The sequence below is a fragment of the Secundilactobacillus collinoides DSM 20515 = JCM 1123 genome, assembly GCF_001435975.1.
GTDB lineage: Bacteria > Bacillota > Bacilli > Lactobacillales > Lactobacillaceae > Secundilactobacillus > Secundilactobacillus collinoides.
Window position 1 is genome coordinate 1 of the sequence record NZ_AYYR01000127.1, and the last position, 19,814, is coordinate 19,814.

16 protein-coding genes are annotated in these 19,814 nt (G+C 47.9%); 12 read left to right on the forward strand and 4 right to left on the reverse strand.

Going from position 1 to position 19,814, the window contains the following annotated elements; genetic code table 11:
• The first annotated feature begins 218 nt into the window (after positions 1–218).
• From FC82_RS15615 to FC82_RS15625, 3 genes are all read left to right on the forward strand, one after another.
• A complete protein-coding gene (locus tag FC82_RS15615) occupies positions 219–1,982 on the forward strand; it encodes an ABC transporter ATP-binding protein (protein ID WP_056997454.1) in 1,764 nt (587 codons plus the stop codon).
• Positions 1,982–3,736 (forward strand): ABC transporter ATP-binding protein, encoded by a 1,755-nt coding sequence (locus tag FC82_RS15620; RefSeq protein WP_054762099.1) that lies wholly within the window; start codon positions 1,982–1,984, stop codon positions 3,734–3,736. The genes FC82_RS15615 and FC82_RS15620 overlap by 1 nt, the downstream gene beginning before the upstream one ends.
• Positions 3,737–3,898: 162 nt before the next feature.
• Entirely contained in the window at positions 3,899–4,360 is a 462-nt protein-coding gene (locus FC82_RS15625; RefSeq protein WP_054762097.1) for a MarR family winged helix-turn-helix transcriptional regulator, read from the forward strand.
• Between the two features lie 339 nt (positions 4,361–4,699).
• Here FC82_RS15625 and FC82_RS15630 read toward each other — a convergent pair whose 3' ends face one another.
• Entirely contained in the window at positions 4,700–6,238 is a 1,539-nt protein-coding gene (locus FC82_RS15630) for a multicopper oxidase family protein (RefSeq protein WP_054762095.1), read from the reverse strand.
• An 87-nt stretch (positions 6,239–6,325) separates the two neighbouring features.
• Entirely contained in the window at positions 6,326–6,481 is a 156-nt protein-coding gene (locus FC82_RS17040) for a hypothetical protein (RefSeq protein ID WP_169790585.1), read from the reverse strand.
• Positions 6,482–6,747: 266 nt separating this feature from the next.
• Between FC82_RS17040 and FC82_RS15640 the strand changes: the two genes are divergently transcribed.
• The 5 genes from FC82_RS15640 (at position 6,748) to ppdK (ending at position 12,644) form a co-directional block, all read left to right on the forward strand.
• Positions 6,748–7,212, forward strand: a complete 465-nt coding sequence (locus FC82_RS15640) for an AP2 domain-containing protein (RefSeq protein ID WP_056997455.1) — start codon at positions 6,748–6,750, stop codon at positions 7,210–7,212.
• 452 nt (positions 7,213–7,664) lie between these two features.
• Positions 7,665–8,642 (forward strand): aldo/keto reductase, encoded by a 978-nt coding sequence (locus FC82_RS15645; RefSeq protein ID WP_169790586.1) that lies wholly within the window; start codon positions 7,665–7,667, stop codon positions 8,640–8,642.
• A gap of 227 nt (positions 8,643–8,869) precedes the next feature.
• Positions 8,870–9,445: a helix-turn-helix transcriptional regulator gene (locus FC82_RS15650; protein ID WP_235809263.1), complete on the forward strand. Its 576-nt coding sequence runs from the start codon at positions 8,870–8,872 to the stop codon at positions 9,443–9,445.
• Between the two features lie 263 nt (positions 9,446–9,708).
• A complete protein-coding gene (locus FC82_RS15655; RefSeq protein ID WP_162260962.1) occupies positions 9,709–9,951 on the forward strand; it encodes a hypothetical protein in 243 nt (80 codons plus the stop codon).
• A gap of 53 nt (positions 9,952–10,004) precedes the next feature.
• Positions 10,005–12,644, forward strand: coding sequence for a pyruvate, phosphate dikinase (gene ppdK, locus FC82_RS15660; RefSeq protein WP_054762086.1), 2,640 nt, complete (start codon positions 10,005–10,007; stop codon positions 12,642–12,644).
• Between the two features lie 51 nt (positions 12,645–12,695).
• Here ppdK and FC82_RS17355 read toward each other — a convergent pair whose 3' ends face one another.
• The gene (locus FC82_RS17355; RefSeq protein ID WP_268873512.1) at positions 12,696–12,821 is read right to left on the reverse strand and encodes a hypothetical protein; all 126 of its coding nucleotides are present in this window, start codon (positions 12,819–12,821) and stop codon (positions 12,696–12,698) included.
• A gap of 53 nt (positions 12,822–12,874) precedes the next feature.
• Between FC82_RS17355 and FC82_RS15665 the strand changes: the two genes are divergently transcribed.
• Together FC82_RS15665 and FC82_RS15670 are read left to right on the forward strand one after the other, a co-directional pair.
• Positions 12,875–14,788 carry a sugar MFS transporter gene (locus FC82_RS15665; protein WP_054762084.1) on the forward strand — a complete coding sequence of 638 codons (1,914 nt, stop codon included), beginning with the start codon at positions 12,875–12,877 and terminating at the stop codon, positions 14,786–14,788.
• 225 nt (positions 14,789–15,013) lie between these two features.
• Positions 15,014–17,236 (forward strand): alpha-galactosidase, encoded by a 2,223-nt coding sequence (locus FC82_RS15670; RefSeq protein ID WP_054762082.1) that lies wholly within the window; start codon positions 15,014–15,016, stop codon positions 17,234–17,236.
• A gap of 248 nt (positions 17,237–17,484) precedes the next feature.
• On the opposite strand, the gene FC82_RS15675 is transcribed toward FC82_RS15670, so the two are convergent.
• Complete coding sequence (locus FC82_RS15675; protein WP_056997458.1) at positions 17,485–18,495, reverse strand: aldo/keto reductase; 1,011 nt, start codon at positions 18,493–18,495, stop codon at positions 17,485–17,487.
• 215 nt (positions 18,496–18,710) lie between these two features.
• Between FC82_RS15675 and FC82_RS15680 the strand changes: the two genes are divergently transcribed.
• Both FC82_RS15680 and FC82_RS15685 read left to right on the forward strand, forming a co-directional pair.
• The gene (locus tag FC82_RS15680; RefSeq protein ID WP_082620405.1) at positions 18,711–19,418 is read left to right on the forward strand and encodes an AzlC family ABC transporter permease; all 708 of its coding nucleotides are present in this window, start codon (positions 18,711–18,713) and stop codon (positions 19,416–19,418) included.
• Complete coding sequence (locus FC82_RS15685; protein ID WP_054762079.1) at positions 19,405–19,731, forward strand: AzlD domain-containing protein; 327 nt, start codon at positions 19,405–19,407, stop codon at positions 19,729–19,731. The genes FC82_RS15680 and FC82_RS15685 overlap by 14 nt, the downstream gene beginning before the upstream one ends.
• The last annotated feature ends 83 nt before the right edge of the window (positions 19,732–19,814 follow it).

Here is a 19,814-nt window from a genome sequence, read left to right on the forward strand (position 1 = left end):
TAGACCAATTATAAGAATAGGCCATTAGTGTTGCACTTAACTTGACAATTGAGGATGGAAAAACTGTTTTTAAATTGGCAAGTAAAAACATTGACAGCGAAAATGAAACAAGTTAAGATAGTTAGCATGCTAATCGTACTTGAAAATCACTGTACGATTAGTCAACTTTTGCTCATATAATTAGCATACTAATTAATCTATTAAAAGGAGCTGCTGCTATGGTTAAAATATTAAAACGACTCAACCGCAAAGAGGTCGGGATGATTCTGATCAGTATCCTGTTCGTGGCTGCTCAAGTTGGTCTTGAACTGGCAATTCCTGGTTACATGACTAAAATTACGACCGCCCTTGAAACAAAGGGGACGACAGCCGCACAGATTCTTGAACCGGGCGGCACGATGTTATTGTATTCGATATTGAGCATGGCCTCGTCGGTGATTGTTGGGTATCTGGCCGCGCACGTTGCCGGCGGGTTTACTGCCCGTTTGCGACGGAGTGTCTTTAATCAGGTCTTGGATTATTCAACGGCAGACATTGGCAAGTTTTCAATTCCGTCACTGTTGACTCGGAGCACGAACGATATGACGCAACTGCAACAGTTTATTGCCATGGGGATGCAGGTCATCATCAAGGCACCAATCACCGTTGTCTGGGCAATAATGAAGATTGCCAACAAGGGCTGGCAATGGACGACAGCAACAGGGGTGGCAGTGCTGATCCTCATTCTCATGCTGACTGTGATCCTCACACTTGTTCAGCCGCGGTTCAAGATTGTTCAACGGTTGACTGACCGGCTGAACTTGATCACCCGTGAGAATTTAAACGGCATTCGGGTCGTCCATGCTTATAATGCTGAGAATTACCAGAATACTAAGTTTGGAAAGGCCAATAATGACCTGACGAACACCAACCTGTTTGCCAACCGGGTCTTAGCTCTGATGAACCCTGGAATGACATTGATTTCCAGCGGTCTGACACTAGCCGTGTACGCAATTGGTGCGGTGATTATTAATGAAGCGACTGGCGCAACGAAGCTGACCCTTTTTAGTAACATGATCGTTTTTTCATCCTATGCGATGCAGATCATTATGGCGTTCCTCTTGCTCTCCATTATCTTTGTCCTATTGCCGCGGGTGACCGTTTCAGCTGCTCGGATCAACGAAGTACTGGACGTGACGCCAAGCATTACTTACCCGGATATGGATAAGACAGCGCAGCAGGCACCGGGAACAATTGTGTTTGACGATGTCAGCTTTAAGTTTAACGGTGCTGAAGCTAACGCCATTCAACACCTCTCATTTAAGGCGAGACCTGGGGAAACGATTGCCCTGATCGGGGCTACCGGGAGCGGGAAGAGTACCGTTTTGAACTTGTTAGCTAGACGGTATGATCTGACAAGTGGCAGCATCACCATCGACGGGGTCAACGTGAACGCGTACACAGAAAAAACGTTAAACAACAAGATCGGCTACGCACCGCAAAAAGCAGTTCTGTTTAGCGGGACGGTACGGTCGAACATCGACTTTGGAACCAGCACCAATAAATCAGAACCGATGACGGATAACCAAATTCATGATGCGTTGGAAGCCGCCCAAGCCGCCGATTTCGTGATGACGTCGTCAGAGCAGTTAGACGCACCGGTTGCCCAGCACGGGGATAATTACTCTGGTGGGCAGAAACAGCGGTTGGCCATCGCACGGGCAGTTGCTCGCAAACCTGAAATTTTAATGTTTGACGATTCGTTTTCTGCGTTAGATTACGCAACGGACCGAAAACTGCGGCAAACGTTGCGTGAAAAGCATCGTGATGCGACTAAAATAATTGTTGCCCAACGAATCAGTACCGTTATGGATGCCGACCAGATCATCGTGTTAGATCAGGGTAAGGTCGCTGGTATTGGCACACACAAATCGCTGCTGGCGGATAATAAAGTCTATCAAGAAATCGCCTACTCACAACTATCAAAGGAGGAACTTGCCTAATGCAAACACAACAGGGAAACATAATTACGGGCATCAAAAGATACGGTCGACCGTACCTGATCGCCATGATTGCTGCCATCGTGTTTGCGATGTTGGGCAGTATCTCAACGATTATCGGTCCCAATCAACTGAGTAAGATTACGAACCTAGTTTCGGCCGGGCTACATGGCAGCATTGACCTGATGAAAATTGGTCATATCGTACTTATTCTGGGTATCATTTATGTCGTTGGGGCCGTCATGTCCTACACTCAAGGGTTTATCATGGCCAACGTTTCGCAGAATTTTACGCGTGACTTGCGGACAAAAATCAGCCGCAAAATCAACGTGCTGCCGTTGCGGTACTTTGATCAGCACGATGAAGGCGATACGTTAAGTCGGGTGACTAACGATTTGGATACGTTCGGCCAATCGCTGAACCAAAGTCTGGGGACGGTTGTTTCCTCCAGCGTTCTGATTGTTGGGACCATCATCATGATGAGTTTTACAAATTGGATGCTGAGCCTCACCGCCGTCGTTTCAGCCTTGCTGGGTATGTTTGGTACCATGGCTTTACTAAAGCATTCCCAGAAGTACTTCATGGCTCAACAAAACAAATTGGCTGCCGTTTCCGGGTACGTTGAGGAAGTCTACACCGGGCACGAAGTAGTTAAAACGTATAACAACGGGGATAACGTGCGACAGAAGTTTAAAGGGTTGAATGACAGCCTGTACGACAGCGTTTGGCGGTCACAGTTTATTTCTGGAATCATGCAACCGCTCATGACCTTTATTGGCAACTTTAGTTACGTGGCGGTCAGTGTTGTCGGCGCGCTGCTGGTATTAAATGGCACGATTTCGATTGGCACTGTTGTTGCCTTTATGGTCTACGTGCGTATTTTTACCCAGCCCCTGTCACAAATCACCCAGGCGTTTGCCGGCCTGCAATCGGCACAAGCCGCACTGCACCGGGTCTTTGAATTTTTGGATGAAGATGAAGAACCCGTGGTCAATTCACCAGAAAAATTGACGACACCAATTAAGGGTCAAATTGATTTTGACCACGTTGGCTTTGGTTACAACAAGGATGTGCCGATCATCAAAGACTTTACTGCTCATGTAAAACCAGGGCAAAAAGTCGCTATCGTTGGTCCGACAGGTTCAGGAAAAACGACGCTGATCAGTTTGCTGATGGGTTATTATGCCTACCAGCAGGGCAGTATTAAAATTGATGGCGTCCCAGTTGATCGGTTGACAAAGGAAACCATCCGTAACCAGTTTGATATGGTTCTGCAGGATACCTGGTTATTCGAAGATACCATCATGACAAATTTGAAATACAACCAGACAACGATTAGCGATGACCAGGTGTATACCGCGGCAAAGGCGGTGGGTATCGACCACTTCATCAAAACACTGCCGGACGGTTACGATACCGTTTTAGATGATTCGGTGACCCTCTCGGTTGGCCAAAAACAACTGATGACCATTGCGCGGGCATTGGTTCGTAACAAAGCCATGCTGATTTTGGACGAAGCCACAAGCTCTGTCGACACCCGGACCGAAGAACAGCTGCAACAGGCAATGGATGTTCTGACCAAGGGACGAACGTCACTGGTCATTGCGCACCGGTTATCAACGATTAAGAACGCTGACATGATCCTTGTCTTAAAGGACGGCGAGATCATTGAATCTGGAACCCACGACGTACTCATGACGCAGCGGGGATTCTATGCTAATCTTTACAATAGTCAGTTTGAAAAATTAACGGCGTAACCGCACACTTGCGTCACCGGTTATTAATCGTGGCAATACAAAGTGTTACGTTGCCATTGATTCTTGGTTGGCCGATTTTACTTGGCTGCCAGTTGAATCGAATCATTAGCGACAATAATCAGCATTATTTTTAAAGGTTCATATTTAAATAGAAAAAAGAAGGTGAGCACCACGACCACACAGCGATTAGGGCCAATTATTAAAGCAATCAACACCCAGTTTGAACGTCAACTGACAAATCAGCTGGGAAAACCCAAGGAAGCGCCGAAACTTACAAGTTCACAATTCGGGTTATTGTCGTACCTGTTTGATCATAAAAATAAAGTGATCTATCAGCGTGATTTGGAAACGATTTTTAATTTAAGCCGGCCGACAATTAACGGTTTGGTGAAGCGGCTGAAACAAAATGGGTTTGTGGACGTGATTCCCGTAGCTGAAGACAAGCGGTATAAGCAAGTCGTTTTGCTGCCCGAGGCACGACAGGATATGATCAAACACCATGAGGCATTTGAACACGATTATGGGCAGGTCGAAGCGCGGCTGACGCAGGGGTTGAGTGTGGATGAGATTGCGACTTTGACAACCTTGTTGGAGAAGTGCCGTCAGAATATGATGCGGGAATGACGGGATTGAGGTAAATGAAAAGAGCAGACGGCTGTTGGCTGTCTGCTCTTTTTTGATTTGGATGCTTTTATTCATTTGAATTGGGGCTTCATCGACTAAACGAGTTGCGCAAGGCAAGGGGCACAAGCATAACGGAAGCTGAACTAAAAGTCAAAACCGGACTTTTTGTTTGATTTGCCTGAGTTGTGGTTGCCACGTGGTTTCGTAGTCATATTGCCGAAACGCGTTCCAGGAGGCAAGAGGGTGCACCTAAGTGACTTCAGGCGCAAATTCCAGAACCGGGAATTTCTGCCTAAAGTCACTTAGGCCCCGTCTCTTAACTGCCTACTTCCACGTGCTTTACATGGTCATTCCCATCTTCTCATAACTTCCCATACCACCTAACCAAAGATCCTTCATATCGACGCCACGTTCTTCCGCGAAGGCCTTCATTAAGGTTTCGTGATCCATTAAATCGTACTTCTTATCCGGTTCCTTTGGGTCGTAGACTTGAATTTGGGCCATCATGCCGCCGTCCTCGTGTTCGATGATGTGGCAGTGGTACATGAAGACACCTGGGACCGTGAAGCGGACCTTGATGACCACGTGTTCATCCGGGTTGACCGCGATGACGTCCTTTAAGCCATGTTCGTTTGGATACGGCGCCTTGCCATTTCTTGAAACGATGGTGAAGGCCAGTCCGTGCATGTGGAAGGGGTGAATCATACCACCATTCATATCGTTGGTGTTCGAAATATCCCACAATTGCGTTTTATTGATTGGCATCTTGTAGTCGATTCGCTGCATACTGAACTTCTTGCCGTCAATCATCACCCATTCGTCCATTCCGGACATCACTACTTTATGCAGTGGCATGTCTGGATCTGGTTCGTAGTCTGGAATATCGACAAGGTGGTCTGGCAACGTGGTGTTATCGGGTGCAAACTCGTGAATTCGGAAGTGAACTAACGGTGTGTCGTCAGAATAGAGGATGACTTCATCGCCCGGCTTGTAGTTACTAAAGTCGACGATGATTTCATGCCGTTCCGCACAGGTCGTCATCAGGTGCGTGAAGTGAACGGGTTCTGGTAAGATGCCGTCATCAGAAGCAATCTGGGTGAATGCCAAATCATCGCTGAAGTGCAACCGCCATTCACGTCGGTTCGCGCCATCGAGAATCCGCAACCGCAATTTTTGGGTGGTTACGTCGAAGTAGGGGTTAACAGTTCCATTGATCATTGGTGTTGGCCCCTGAACGCCATCCGGATCATAGTCGGCCCGGTAGTCCCACTGGTTGTTTTCGTGGAAGTGCCGGTCCTGCAAAATCAGCGGAATATCGTCGACACCGTAATCTCGTGGGAAGGGTAGCTTTGATTCAACGTCGTCTTGGACGATAACCGGGGCAGCAAGCCCCCGCCAAACTTGATAGGCCGTTTCTGGACACGGGTGTGCGTGAAGCCAAACCGTGGCAGCCGGTTGATGAATCTTGAATTTAATGTCACGATGTCCATCTGGATAAACGGGTGCGTGACAGCCGCCGTCTTCGATTGGACCGGGAATGTTTAAGCCGTGCCAGTGAAAAGTGGTCATTTCCGGTAAGTGATTTTGCAGGTGCATGTGAATCGTTTTGCCGTTTTTTAGGACAATTGTTTTACCGAGCAGCGGGGCACTGAAGCCCCAGGTCTTGGTCTTGGCGCCGGGCAACAATTGCGTTTCACCTTCCTGAGCGGTCAAGGTGTAGTACATGTCGGTGTCGGTTTCTTTGTCAGGGTGTAACAGCTCCGGAATTCGGAGCTGCTGTTGCGGGATGTCAGGTACTTCCATTGGAATGTACCCGCCATCGTGGGTGTTGAATGCCGATTCGTTATAGAAGTAGTCGGTGTAGACTTTTTCTGTCATAGAAAACCCTCCAGTATTGAATCAATTTTGTAAACGGTACCAGTTTCAATTTAACATAAACTTGGTTGCTAATAAAATCTGAAGAACTCAGGGTCGCTTAAAAGCGTGAATTAACCCAATCGCAGCCTCCAATAACATGCCGATCGCCATCATCTGCATGGCCAGCATGTTATGCATCGAAAAGACGGCCCAGAGCAGTACCAGATAAAACGCAAAAAAGAAACAGGAAACAAATTTAGACATAAAATTCCTCCTTATCACCCTGTATCGTTTCTTTGTTTAGAACCATTATAAATTATAACGCAATGAAAACGAGTTTCAAGGGAAGAATTGACACATCATAATTTTGAAATAACCCCTGAAAATTGAATTGCATTTGTTTATTTGCCATGTCATAATGTTTCTTGTTGTTATTGAAATTTGCGGGTACTAAGATGTCATTTAAATCAGTTTCATGACACTGATGCACGTTAACGACAATAAAAGAATCAGAATAGAGGTAAACCATCGTGAGCAAGCGAATTGACCTGACTAACCGCCGTTTTGGCCGGTTAGTCGTCCTTCAATTTGACAGTCGCAATGCGGTCAACCAAAATGCAATGTGGTTGTGTCAGTGTGACTGTGGCGAGCGGGTAGTGGTTGATGGGGTTCGGCTGCGCTCTGGGACAACTAGGAGCTGCGGCTGTTTACGACGAGAATTATCGAAAAAACGCGTGCAAAAAAACGCACAGTTTCAGCATTACGTTGGACAAACCGACCAGCTGACGACTAGGCAAGGCATCGCATATAGTTCGGTCCATCAGTCGAGCAGAAACAAGTCCGGTGTCGTGGGGGTGTCTTTCGACAAACAGACGGGCAAGTGGTTCGCAAGATTGATGGTGAATAAGAAGTATGTGTTAATGAAGAGTTTCCCGACCATGGTGGAAGCCAGTGCAGCGCGTAAGGCTGCAGAGAAGCAGTTTCTTAACAAGTAAGGTGTACAGCGATGTACACTTATCGGTTGAGAGTGGGGCAAAAGCAATTTTTCGCCTATAATGTTGAGGCACCCCCAATCAAAATCCATTCTGGGTTTCGATTGGGGGTGCTTTTATACGGCCGGGCGCAGCCGTTTGTCACATCTAGAAAAGATAGACTGGGTACATCAAAACCATCTTTTTAGACTGCTTAGTGGTTTGTCACAAGCCTTTTTCTACGCGCAAATAGGTGGTTTTCAGCAGCCTTTTTAGCAATTAGGGCGCAGCATGCTCGTCTGGTTAAGGGCTGCTACAGAGGTGAGCAGAGATTCTGGCCAAAAAAAGTTGGTATTTTTTTCGAGTCTGCATCCCTTCTGCTTCGCCCTCAAAACGCCTTGCGCTGCACGCTTCCTTTTAACTTCCCTACAAATGTGGCATGATAGAAATAAATACAATTCTGGGAGGACGCTATCATGAAGTATCGGACATTGGGTAAGACTGGTTTCAACATAAGTGAAGTATCCCTTGGCACTTGGCAGTTAGGCGGCAAGTGGGGCGCTCCATTTAGCGCGAAAGATGCGGAGGACACGTTAGCTGAAGCCTATTCGCAGGGTGTCAACTTTTTTGATACCGCGGACGGATATCAAGATGGGCAAAGTGAACAGGCCGTTGGGAAATTTGTGAACGCGCACCCTGACGTGCACTTTACAACTAAAATCGGCCGCAAAGAAATGCCGTTAAGCGCGGCTCATTTTAATCCTGCACATTTGCAAAGGTATGTGGATGAGTCTTTAAAGAATATGGGCGTAGACGCGTTGGACATGGTATTGCTGCACTGTCCTCCAATCATGACTTACTATGATCCGGAGATGTTTTTTGCCTTGGATGAGCTGAAAAAGAGCGGTAAAATCAAAAACTACGGGGTCAGCGTTGAACGTGTTGAAGAAGCCATCAAAGCTATGGATTACAATATTTCAGCTGTTGAAATCATCTTTAACATGTTCCGTCTCCGCCCATCCCGCTTGTTCTTTGACCTGGCTAAGCAAAACAACGTTGGGATCCTTGCGCGGGTGCCGCTGGCAAGTGGTCTGCTGACAGGAAAATTTACGGCTGACACTAACTTTGGTCCCGAAGATCACCGGACTACAAACCGGAACGGTGAGTTGTTTGATAAGGGTGAGACTTTTTCTGGCGTGGATTATTTAACGGGTGTAAAAGCCGCTCAAGTGTTGAAGGAGAAGCTTGGAACGGATGATTTGGCAGGCAAGGCACTACGCTATATCTTGATGTATGACGCGGTTTCAGCAGTAATTCCCGGTGCCAGCACCCCAGCTCAAATTGCACGCAACACACGCGCCTCAGCCTTGCCAGCCCTGACGGCTGAAGAGATGGGCATTGTTCAGGATGTTTACGATGCAACAATCAAAAATCCAGTAGATTATCTTTGGTAAATTAAATTGGTCCGATTAATTAAAATAGCTATGAATACCGTTTTGACAGTGTTCATAGCTATTTTGTTATTTCTGAGGTGATTTATTTGTAATAGAACGTCATATTAATGTTATAATTGCGGTATAAAATACGCTGCCGGTTTAAAATAAACGCGTAAACCGTTACGACAGCAGGACTCGGGGGCGGAATTGTGGAACTTACAGAACGGCAACAAACCATTATTAAGATGTTAAAAGAAACTAGTCCGATGACTGGTGAAACCATCGCTACACGGCTGAATTTAAGTGTGCCTACGATCCGCGGTGATCTGCGACTGTTAACGGCCGTGGAAATTTTGGATGCACGGCCAAAAGTTGGCTACGTGTATCGCGGCGAACAGCAGGTTGGCTTGAACTACGGTGAACTGTACGAAAAACAGATTGCTGATATCATGCAGACACCGGTGACAATTCGCGATAACGCAACGTTGGCCGAGGCGGTCAGCAAACTCTTTTTAGATGACGTTGGTTCACTGTACGTGGTCGATCAAGATGGCAAGCTTGTCGGGTTGATGTCCCGAAAGGATCTATTGCGAGCCAGTTTCAATAACAATAATGCCGAATCAATGCTGGTGAGCGTCATTATGACGCGGATGCCAAACATCGTGACGGTAACCGCAGATATGACGTTGGTCTCAGTGGGCAAATTATTACTGAAACACATGGTGGATTCACTCCCCATTGTGGATAAGCAAGATTCATCGAAATTGGTGGGCCGGATCACTAAAAATCGGATTTTTCAGTATTTTATTGAACAGGGTTAAGCACCATCGTATTTGGACCTTAATACTGTTACATGACACTTACTTTCAGCCAAAATCGTTGGTTAAGCACCGAGCAGATGAGATCAGTGCAGATCATCGATAATGAGGCTATTGATCATTTAACCACGAGGGTCATTTAGCCCGAACCAAGATTTCGGCCCTGCGAATCACTTGAACAAGGCCAGCGGAAGAAAGCAAACATTTTGTTAGCATCACCACGATTAACCTGCTATATTCAACTGAAGCACAACTTAAAAAAGCGCATGCAGTCACAACTGCATGCGCTTTTTGACTGGTCAATCAGTGGTATGAAAGCGCAAGAATGGGATAAGAATCGAATTGAAAACACTGTGTTTTTCAATTTGTCTCATAATAATGGCAATAAATACCATGGATTTCATAAAAAAGACGTAACATTAAAGATGAATACAAAAATTACATATGCTGATATAACAGCGTTACTAGCACTTATTAACGAAATCCACTTGCATTTTAATCACGTTTAATATAAATTATAAACAAGCAAATGTAACGTGTTATTTGCAGAAAGAGTGGTTATATGACAAAACAAATCTATGCGTTTTCGGAAGGTAATATGAATATGCGTGGGTTGCTCGGCGGCAAGGGTGCCAATCTTGCTGAAATGACCAACCTCGGTTTGCCCGTCCCTCACGGCTTTACGTTAACGACGGAAGCTTGTCATGATTATCAAGAACACCAGCGTTTAAGTGACGCGTTACTCACGGAGCTGGATACAGCACTTGACCAGCTGAGTCAAACGACTGGCAAGACATTCAACAGTCAGACGAATCCACTACTTATCTCGGTGCGTTCGGGAGCGGCCATTTCTATGCCCGGCATGATGGATACCATCTTAAACATCGGGTTAAACGATGAGACCGTCGTTGCGCTCGCTGAAATGACGCACAATCCGCGGTTTGCTTATGATAGTTACCGTCGCTTGCTGGCCATGTTCGGCAATGTGGTGTATGGCCTGTCAGAGGACGGGTTCGACCAAATATTAACCGATATGAAACAGCAAAAGGGCTACGAAAGTGATCTGGATCTGACCACGGATGACTTAAGACAAATCGTTCAGGCGTTTAAAGCCCAGTATGGCACCGGCAATGTGCCGGCGTTTCCACAATCCCCGAAAGACCAATTACTGGCTGCCATTAACGCGGTGTTTGAATCTTGGAACAACCACCGGGCACAAGTTTACCGGAAACAAAATCACATTTCTGAAGACCTCGGCACTGCGGTGAATGTTCAAGAGATGGTCTTTGGTAACGCTGGTGAAGATTCCGGTACCGGTGTGGCCTTTACGCGAAACCCCGCAACCGGCGAGAAGCAGCTGTTCGCCGAGTACCTGTTGAACGCGCAGGGCGAGGACGTGGTGGCTGGTATTCGGACGCCGCAGTCGATCGATGTGTTAAAGCGCGATATGCCAGAAATGTACAACCAGTTCGCAACGATTGCGGCTAAGCTGGAAGCACACTATCGCGACATGCAGGATCTTGAATTTACAATTGAGCACGGTAAGCTGTATCTGCTGCAGGCTCGGGATGGTAAGCGGACACCATATGCTGCCGTGAAAATCGCGGTAGATCTTGTTCATGAAGGGCTCATCAGTGAGGCCGAAGCACTGCTCCGAATCAATCCGGAATCAGTGTCGGCCATGTTGCACCCCGAATTTGATGCGCAAGACTTGGCAAAACAATCCGTACTCACCACTGGTCTGCCTGCTTCGCCAGGCGCAGCGACTGGTCAGGTCTACTTTACCGCAGCCGACGCAAAGACCGCTTCTGAGGCCGGCAAAAAGGTCATTTTGATGCGCCAGGATACCTCACCGGAAGACATTGAAGGCATGATCGCCAGTCAAGCCATTGTGACATCACGGGGTGGGATGACTTCCCACGCGGCCGTGGTTGCCCGCGGCATGGGATCCACTGGTGTGGTTGGTGCCCACGAAATTAACGTGGACTATCAGTCGAAGAAAGCCGTTGTCCACAATCAGGAAATTCACGAAGGCGACTGGGTCTCAGTCGACGGCACCACTGGCGACCTGTACTTGGGTCAGTTAGCAACCAGTGATGCGACGGTCAAGGGCGAGTTGTCAACGCTCCTGGACTGGGCCAAGGAAACGGCGACCATGGGCGTTTATACCAACGCCGATACGCCGCAGGACTTTCAAAAGGCGCTGGATTTTGACGCCGATGGTATCGGACTGACCCGGACGGAGCACATGTTCTTCAAACCGGAGCGGCTGTTGCAGATGCGACGGTTGATCTTAGCTGAAGACGCAGCGGGACGTAAAGCACCGCTAATTGAATTGCAACGGATGCAGCAGGACGATTTCTACCAGTTGTACAAACTGGCCGGCGACAAAGCCGTCACGATTCGGTTACTCGACCCGCCGTTGCATGAATTTTTACCGCACGATGAAAACGAGATTCAAGCAGTCTCACAACAAATTGGACTTTCACCCGAACGATTACGCGAACGGACAAACGCCCTGAAAGAATTAAACCCAATGCTGGGGCACCGGGGCGACCGGTTAGCCGTTACTTTCCCGGATATTTACCAGATGCAGGTCCGGGCGATTATGACGGCGGTGCTGCGGTTACATGATGAGGGGCTTGAAGTGCACCCGCATATCATGATTCCGCTCACGGATTCGAAGCCCGAAATGGCCTGGGTTCGTCAATTGGTCGAGGATCAACTGACCGCCATGATGGCTGATCAAAAATTTAAGTTGGACTACACCATCGGTACCATGATGGAGATGCCACGCGCCTGTGTCACCGCAGACCAGGTTGCCGAAGCATCAGATTTCTTCAGTTTTGGAACCAACGATTTAACGCAACTGACCTTCGGCTACTCGCGTGATGACGTCGGCTCATTCATGCCGGAGTATATCAAACAGGGTATCCTGCCGGCGGATCCGTTTCAGACGGTGGATGTTGAAGGGGTCGGCGCGTTAATGAAGATTGCCATTGAAAAGGGACGTTCAACCAAGCCGAAGCTGCCGATTGGCGTCTGCGGAGAAGTTGGCGGCGACCCAGCCTCGATCACGTTCTTTAACGCAATCGGTATCACCTATGTTTCATGCTCGCCTTACCGGGTCCCAGTGGCACGCCTTGCTTCGGCACAGGCCACCCTGAAGGCGACCCAGGCCCTGAAGAAGGCCACTGTCTAATCAGGACTGGTCAGGTTGATTGAAAGCGATTACAATAATATTAGGGACCTCCTAATAAACGATGTAGTCGGTTGCGGTCAGCCACAAGCCCATACCTGTCCGGCCTGCAAATATGCAGCCTGACAGGGTCACGCGGTACCTGCGACAGCCCGTCATTATTGGTACCGCGTTTGCCATTATTGTGTCAGTTTATTCCGTACCACAATACTGTTTATTAAGAGGGGTTTCTCATGGAAAGAAAAGGACAAGTCCTTACCTCACGTCTCTCATACGCTTTTGGGGCGTTTGGTCATGATATGTTTTACGCAACATTGTCAACGTACTTCATCATGTTTGTGACGGCGCACCTGTTTGACAAGAGTTCTGGTGCTAACGGCGCGAAGATGATCGGGTACATCACGCTGATCATAATGATCTTGCGGTTTGTGGAATTAGCCATTGACCCGTTTATCGGGAACACCATTGACAACACGTCAACGCGGTGGGGCAATTTCAAACCTTGGATTGTTGGCGGCGGGTTAGTGAGTGCCGTTACCATTGCCATTTTATTCACTGACATGGGCGGCCTGAATACTTCAAACCCAATGCTGTATCTGATTATTTTCACCGTGCTGTACATTACGATGGATATTTTCTATTCGTTTAAGGACGTTGGTTTCTGGTCCATGATTCCCGCTATTTCATTTGATTCACGAGAACGTGAAAAGACGGCGACGTACGCCCGGGTCGGGTCAAACATCGGGTCAAACATTGTCGGTATCATGGTGATGCCGATCGTGCTGATGTTCTCACAAGTGTCCAACCATGGGCAGGGTGATAACCGCGGCTGGTTTGCCTTTGCGCTGGTCGTCGCCACCGTGTCGTTTGTTTCAGCTGTCATTGTTGGCTTAGGCACCAAGGAAAAACATTCAGAACTCCGGAAAAACAAAGAAAAGACCACGTTCAGGGGTGTCCTCAAGGTGTTGACCCGAAACGACCAGTTGATGTGGTTGTCATTGACGTACGCCCTTTATACTTCCGGCATTCAGATTACCAACGCGCTGGAATTGTACTACTTCACATACATCTTAGGCGATGCGTCACAGTTCAGTATTCTGGCATCCATCAACGCGATTATCGGGATCTTTGCTGTCCTGGCCTTCCCGCCAATGGCACAAAAATTCAGTCGGCGTAACGTGTTCTTTATTTCCATCGGTGTCATGGTCATTGCCCTGGCCATCTTCTTATTTGCCGGCAATTCACTGACACTGGTACTGATTGCAGCCGTGTTATTTTACATCCCGCAACCACTGATTTTCTTAGTTGTGTTGATGATCATCACCGACTCCGTGGAATATGGCCAATTGAAGTTCGGCCACCGTGACGAGTCGCTGACCCTTTCTGTTCGGCCACTGCTGGATAAAATGGGTGGTGCCATTTCAAACGGGGTCGTTGGGCTAACTGCCGTTTGGGCCGGCATGACCGCTGGCGCCTCGGCTTCAACAATCACGACCCACGGCCACACCGTGTTCAAGCTGATGATGTTCGGTGTGCCGTTAGCTTTAGTGCTGCTTGGTACCCTGATCTTCTTTAAGAAGGTCACTTTGGATGAAAAGGAACATGCTAGGATCGTTGAAGAACTAGAGAAGACCTGGGGCAAAACACTCGGGGAAGACGTGGACTTCATCAGCGCAACGGATGGGACTGCTGAGCTGGCTTACGACGCACCGATCGATGGTGAATTAGTGCCGCTGACAAGCGTTTCAGACGAGAACTTTGCTTCGGGTAAAATGGGGCAGGGGATTGCCATCAAACCCAGTGATGGACGAATTTACGCACCGTTCGACGGGGTCGTTAAGGTGACCTTCCCGACTCGCCATGCGATTGGTTTAGTTGCCGATAACGGGGTCGCCACCCTGATCCATATCGGCATTGGAACCGTCAACATGCGCGGCACTGGTTTTGTGTCCTACGTTGACAAGAACCAGCGGGTGAAGAAGGGCGACCTGCTGATTGAATTTTGGCGGCCAGCCATCATCAAGGCCGGCTATGACGACACTGTTATGGTCGTCATGACCGAGCACGCAAAGAATCTGACCCTGACACATGAAACGGGCCTTATCGCACATGGGGAGCAGTTGCTGACGGTGTCAAATGAATCATAGGGTCAAAATGACTGCGTGTTAGGAAGATATGTGCACTGCAGATTGTTGCCGAGTTGTCATGGCTCGTGATAATTTACAGCCGGCAACGTTTCCAGTTGATTTCAATCGTTTAAGCGCACCATCATTGACTCATCAAACAAGCTAAATTACCCCTAATTTCAGGATTGAGATTAGGGGTAATCGGCTTAAAATGAAACTGTAAACTAACCTTTAGGAGGCATTATTTTGGCAATTCATGTTGATGAAGCACACCAGTTATTCCACTTGCAGACAGCAACCACAAGTTATATTTTTCAGGTATTGGAAAACGGCCAATTGGGGCAGCTCTATTACGGCAGCAAGGTTCACGTTCGGCCAGAGTATGCAAATTTAACGAAACGAGAACTGAGAAATTCTATGCCAGCCTATTCACTGGATCAGCCAACGTATCAAATTGACGCCATTAAGCAAGAATACGCAGCCTTTGGGACTGGGGATTATCACCGGCCGGCGTATCAGGTCACCCAAGCCAATGGCAGCCGAATCACGGATTTTGTTTATGACCACTATGAGGTCAAACAGGGCAAACGCCGTTTAACAGGGTTGCCTTCGACCTTTGATGATTCTGGAGACGACGTTGAGACGCTGGTCATCTATCTCCACGATGGGCTGACCAAGCTGGAGATAGCGCTGAACTACACCGTTTTTCCCAATCAGGACGTCATCGTCCGCAGTGCCACGTTTCTTAACCACGGCACGGATGCTGTTACGCTCAACAGTGCGTTGAGTGGTCAGCTGGACTTACCGGATGCCGACTATGACCTGGTACAATTTTCTGGGAGCTGGGCGCGCGAACGCCATCTCATTCGAACGCATCTGCGGTCGGGCATTCAGGCCATCGACAGTGTGCGCGGGTCGTCCAGTCCGCAGCAAAACCCGTTTATGATGCTGGCCCGGCCGGAAACGACCGTGGACTGCGGCGGTGTCTTTGGGTTCAATTTGATCTATTCTGGGGATTTTCTAGACCAAGTAGAAGTGGATCACTATGATACCAGTCGCGTTTTGATTGGCATCAACCCCGAAGCCTTTGCTTGGCAGTTAATGCCTGATGCCAGTTTCCAGACACCGGAATGTGTGTTTAGTTACACGGCACGCGGCATGAACCAGCTGAGTCAGCAACTTGCCCAGTTCTATGCAGCGCACCTTGTCAATTCACAGTATGTCCGTAAAGAACGGCCGATACTGGTCAATAACTGGGAAGCAACGTACTTTGATTTTGATGAGGACAAATTATTGAAGATCGTCCGCAAAGCCAAGGAACTTGGCATTGAGATGTTTGTCCTGGACGATGGCTGGTTCGGTCACCGGGACGACGACCACACGTCGTTAGGAGACTGGTTTGTCGACCACAGCAAGCTGCCAAACGGTATCGGCGAGTTTGCGTCTAAGGTGCATCATTTAGGGCTACAGTTTGGACTGTGGTTTGAACCGGAAATGGTCTCTATCGACAGTGAACTTTACCGGTCCCACCCTGAATGGGCCATCCACGCACCAGAACGCCGGATGACGCCGGGGCGGAACCAGTATGTGCTGGACTTTAGTCGCCAAGAAGTGGTTGATTACCTGTATGATATGATGAGCAAGGTGATGGCCGACACGAAACTGGATTACGTGAAGTGGGACATGAACCGCTACATCACTGAGTTGTTCAGCACTAGTTTGCCGGTAGACCAACAGTTGGAGCTGCCGCACCGTTACATTTTAGGTGTCTATCAGCTGTACGACCGGCTAACCAAGGCTTTTCCGGATGTCCTATTTGAATCCTGTGCCTCTGGCGGCGGCCGGTTCGATCTGGGGATGATGTATTACGCACCCCAAGCGTGGACGAGTGATGATACGGATGCCGTTGAACGTATCAAGATTCAGTACGGAACTTCTTACGGCTACCCGCAATCAATGATGGGCGCGCACGTCTCCGTTTCACCAAACGAACAAATTGGACGGCATACCCCGCTTGAAACCCGTGCCAACGTTGCCTTCTTTGGCGCTTTCGGGTATGAACTGGATATTTCGAAGCTATCCGCAGCTGATAGTGCAACGATTCAGCACCAGGTGGCGTTCTACAAGGAACACCGGTCCGTTTTCCAATTTGGGAAATTGTACCGAATCACGAGCCCGTTTGAAAAAGACCACAACGTGATGAGCTGGATCGCAGTGGACGATAGTCAAAGCCACGCCATTGCCGTACGGTATCAGATCTTGAACCGACCGAACGCCGCGTATCTGCGGTTGAAGTTGAAAGGGTTGGATCCCAATAAGCAGTATCGTGTCAATGAAGGACAGCACACCTACTACGGCGATGAACTGATGAACGCGGGATTGTTCCTGGATCACAACTTTGATGGGACAACTGATTCAAGGAAGGATGCTGACTTTAGTTCAAGGCTGTTTCTGATTGATGAAGTGTAAGCGTGTGAAGCGATTTGAGTTTAAACGTGCACGGAAACTGTTTCAATCTCGCGCTAAAGTTTGGGCTGTAACGGAGGGGTGATCAGACTGCGGTCATTCCTTTGAAAATAACGTTTCAGTAAAGACCACTGACTGACACGTTCTTAAATCACCTTACAACGATCAATTTTAATGATGATTGGTCATAAAAACGGCAACAAAAAAGGAACCGGATAGATTGACGGTTCCTTTTTGTGTGTCGTATTAGTTTAAGCCCAATCAACCCCTGGCTGAGCAGCCAATATCTGGTCGATTTGAGCCAATTCATCGGTTGAAAAGTCTAGGTGATCAAGCGCCTTAACGTTGTCTACCAACTGTTCAGGACGGCTCGCCCCAATCAAGACGCAGGCCATCTCAGGGTTCCGCAAGTTCCAAGCCAGTGCCATTTCGGCCAAGGTTTGGTTACGGGACTGCGCAACTTCATTTAACGCTTTGACGGTCTTCAGCGTTTGTTCGACCTGACTTGGGTGCAGGAAGGGACTGTTGCTGCTGGCAGCCCTTGAGTTCTCAGGAATACCATTCAGGTATTTGTTGGTTAACAAGCCCTGGCAGAGTGAACTGAAGCCTACCGCTGCTTTGTTGTTAGCCTTCAGGACTGGGAAGAGGTCCTTTTCTGGCTGACGGTTGAACATATTGTAGCGCGGCTGATGAATTACAAACGGTGTGTGTAATTGTTTAAAGCACTTGATGATGGCTTCCGTTTGGGAACCGCTATAGTTAGAAATTCCGATGTAGAGCGCTTTACCTTGCCGGACGAGCGTGTCTAGTGCTTGAGCTGTCTCAAAAACATCCGTGTTGGGATCTGGGCGGTGGGTGTAGAAAATATCAACGTAGTCGAGCCCCATGCGCTTCAAACTTTGGTCCGCGCTGGCAATGATACTCTTGCGAGAGCCCCAGTTACCATACGGGCCAGGCCACATGACATAACCAGCTTTGCTAGCGATGACGATTTCATCACGATAGGGCTTGAGGTCGGTGGCCAGAATGTGACCGAAGTTCTCCTCAGCGCTGCCTGGAACGGGGCCATAGTTGTTGGCCAGATCGAAATAGGTGATTCCTAAATCAAATGCTTGTTGAATAATGGCGCGTTGGTTATCATACGGATCAACACTGCCGAAGTTATGCCACAGGCCAAGGCCTAACGCGGAGAGTTGTAAACCGCTATTACCAAGGTGGTTGTAAACCATTTTGTCGTAACGGGTTGGATTTGCTGTATACATAAACGTTCCCCCTTCAAAAAGAAATCGATTACATTTAGTATACACTTGTGGAAACAGGGTACTAGCAGTTCGTTGAAAAAATATTGGTCTTATTTTTCTCTAATCTTATCGCAGTCTGGCAATTATATAGGAAGAAACAATTATGGAATTAACGTTGACATGACAGGTACTTCTCCCATAAGATAAGATTATGTCTAAATTAGGGGATGATGAAAGTGACCGGTGATTTAACCGCACGGACTGGGTTTAAGGATACGATTCCAACAGCGTTTGGGTACATTGGCATTGGCGTCGCATTCGGAATCATTGGCCAGTCCAACCACCTGAGTGTACTGGAAATCTTGCTCATGTCACTTATTACATATGCCGGATCGGCACAGTTTGTGATCGTCAGCATGGTGGCGCTCCATGCAAATATTTTATCAATCGTGTTATCGGTTTTTTTGGTGAACTCGCGGATGATTCTAATGAGCACAGTGATTGCACCCTATATGAAGAAGGAAAGTATGGTGCGGAACATTTGGATCGGCACCTTACTGACGGATGAAACATTTGCTCTGAGTATGAATAAGCTGAACTACACCGAACATAGACTCGCATATTCCTGGTTTAATAGTGCTAACTTAACGGCCTATTTAACCTGGTTCGCGGCATCCGGTATCGGCGGTGCTCTGGGCAACCTCATTACGAATCCGGAGCAGTTTGGCCTTGGTTTTGCCTTGGTGGCCATGTTTATCGGATTGTTATACCTGCAGATCATCACGGATAAGGCAATTCGGCTAGGCATTCAGTTCAGCGTCGTCGGTTTCGTGGCGGTCATCATGTATTTGGGAATGGCCCTGATACCAGAAAATATCTTACTATTACTTGTTGCGCTGTTAGGGTGCACGTTTGGGGTGACTTTAAAACATGTCTTTAGATAAATACGTTCTGTTAGTCATCCTGTTCAGCGGCTTGGTGACGTGGCTCTCACGGATCACTCCTTTTGTTTTATTAAAAAAATTCACGCTGCCCAAAATCGTGGTCAACTTTCTTAGTTTTGTGCCGATCAGTATTATGACTGCCTTGTGGGTCGAAAGCTTGCTGGTGCAGCACCTAGGGTCGTTACCAAGTCTGAACGTGGAAAATATCTTAGCAAGCGTACCGACCGTGATCAGCGCCGTAATTTCAAAGAATTTGATGATTATTGTTATTGTTGGTGTGGTTTCGTTGGGCGTGATTAAGTTTGTGATGTAGAGAGCGGAAGGAAGCGGTTAGGGAGTGGAGCATAGGTGATTGTGAGTACTAAAGCACGGGTTTTGCTTTAGTGCTCGCAATCA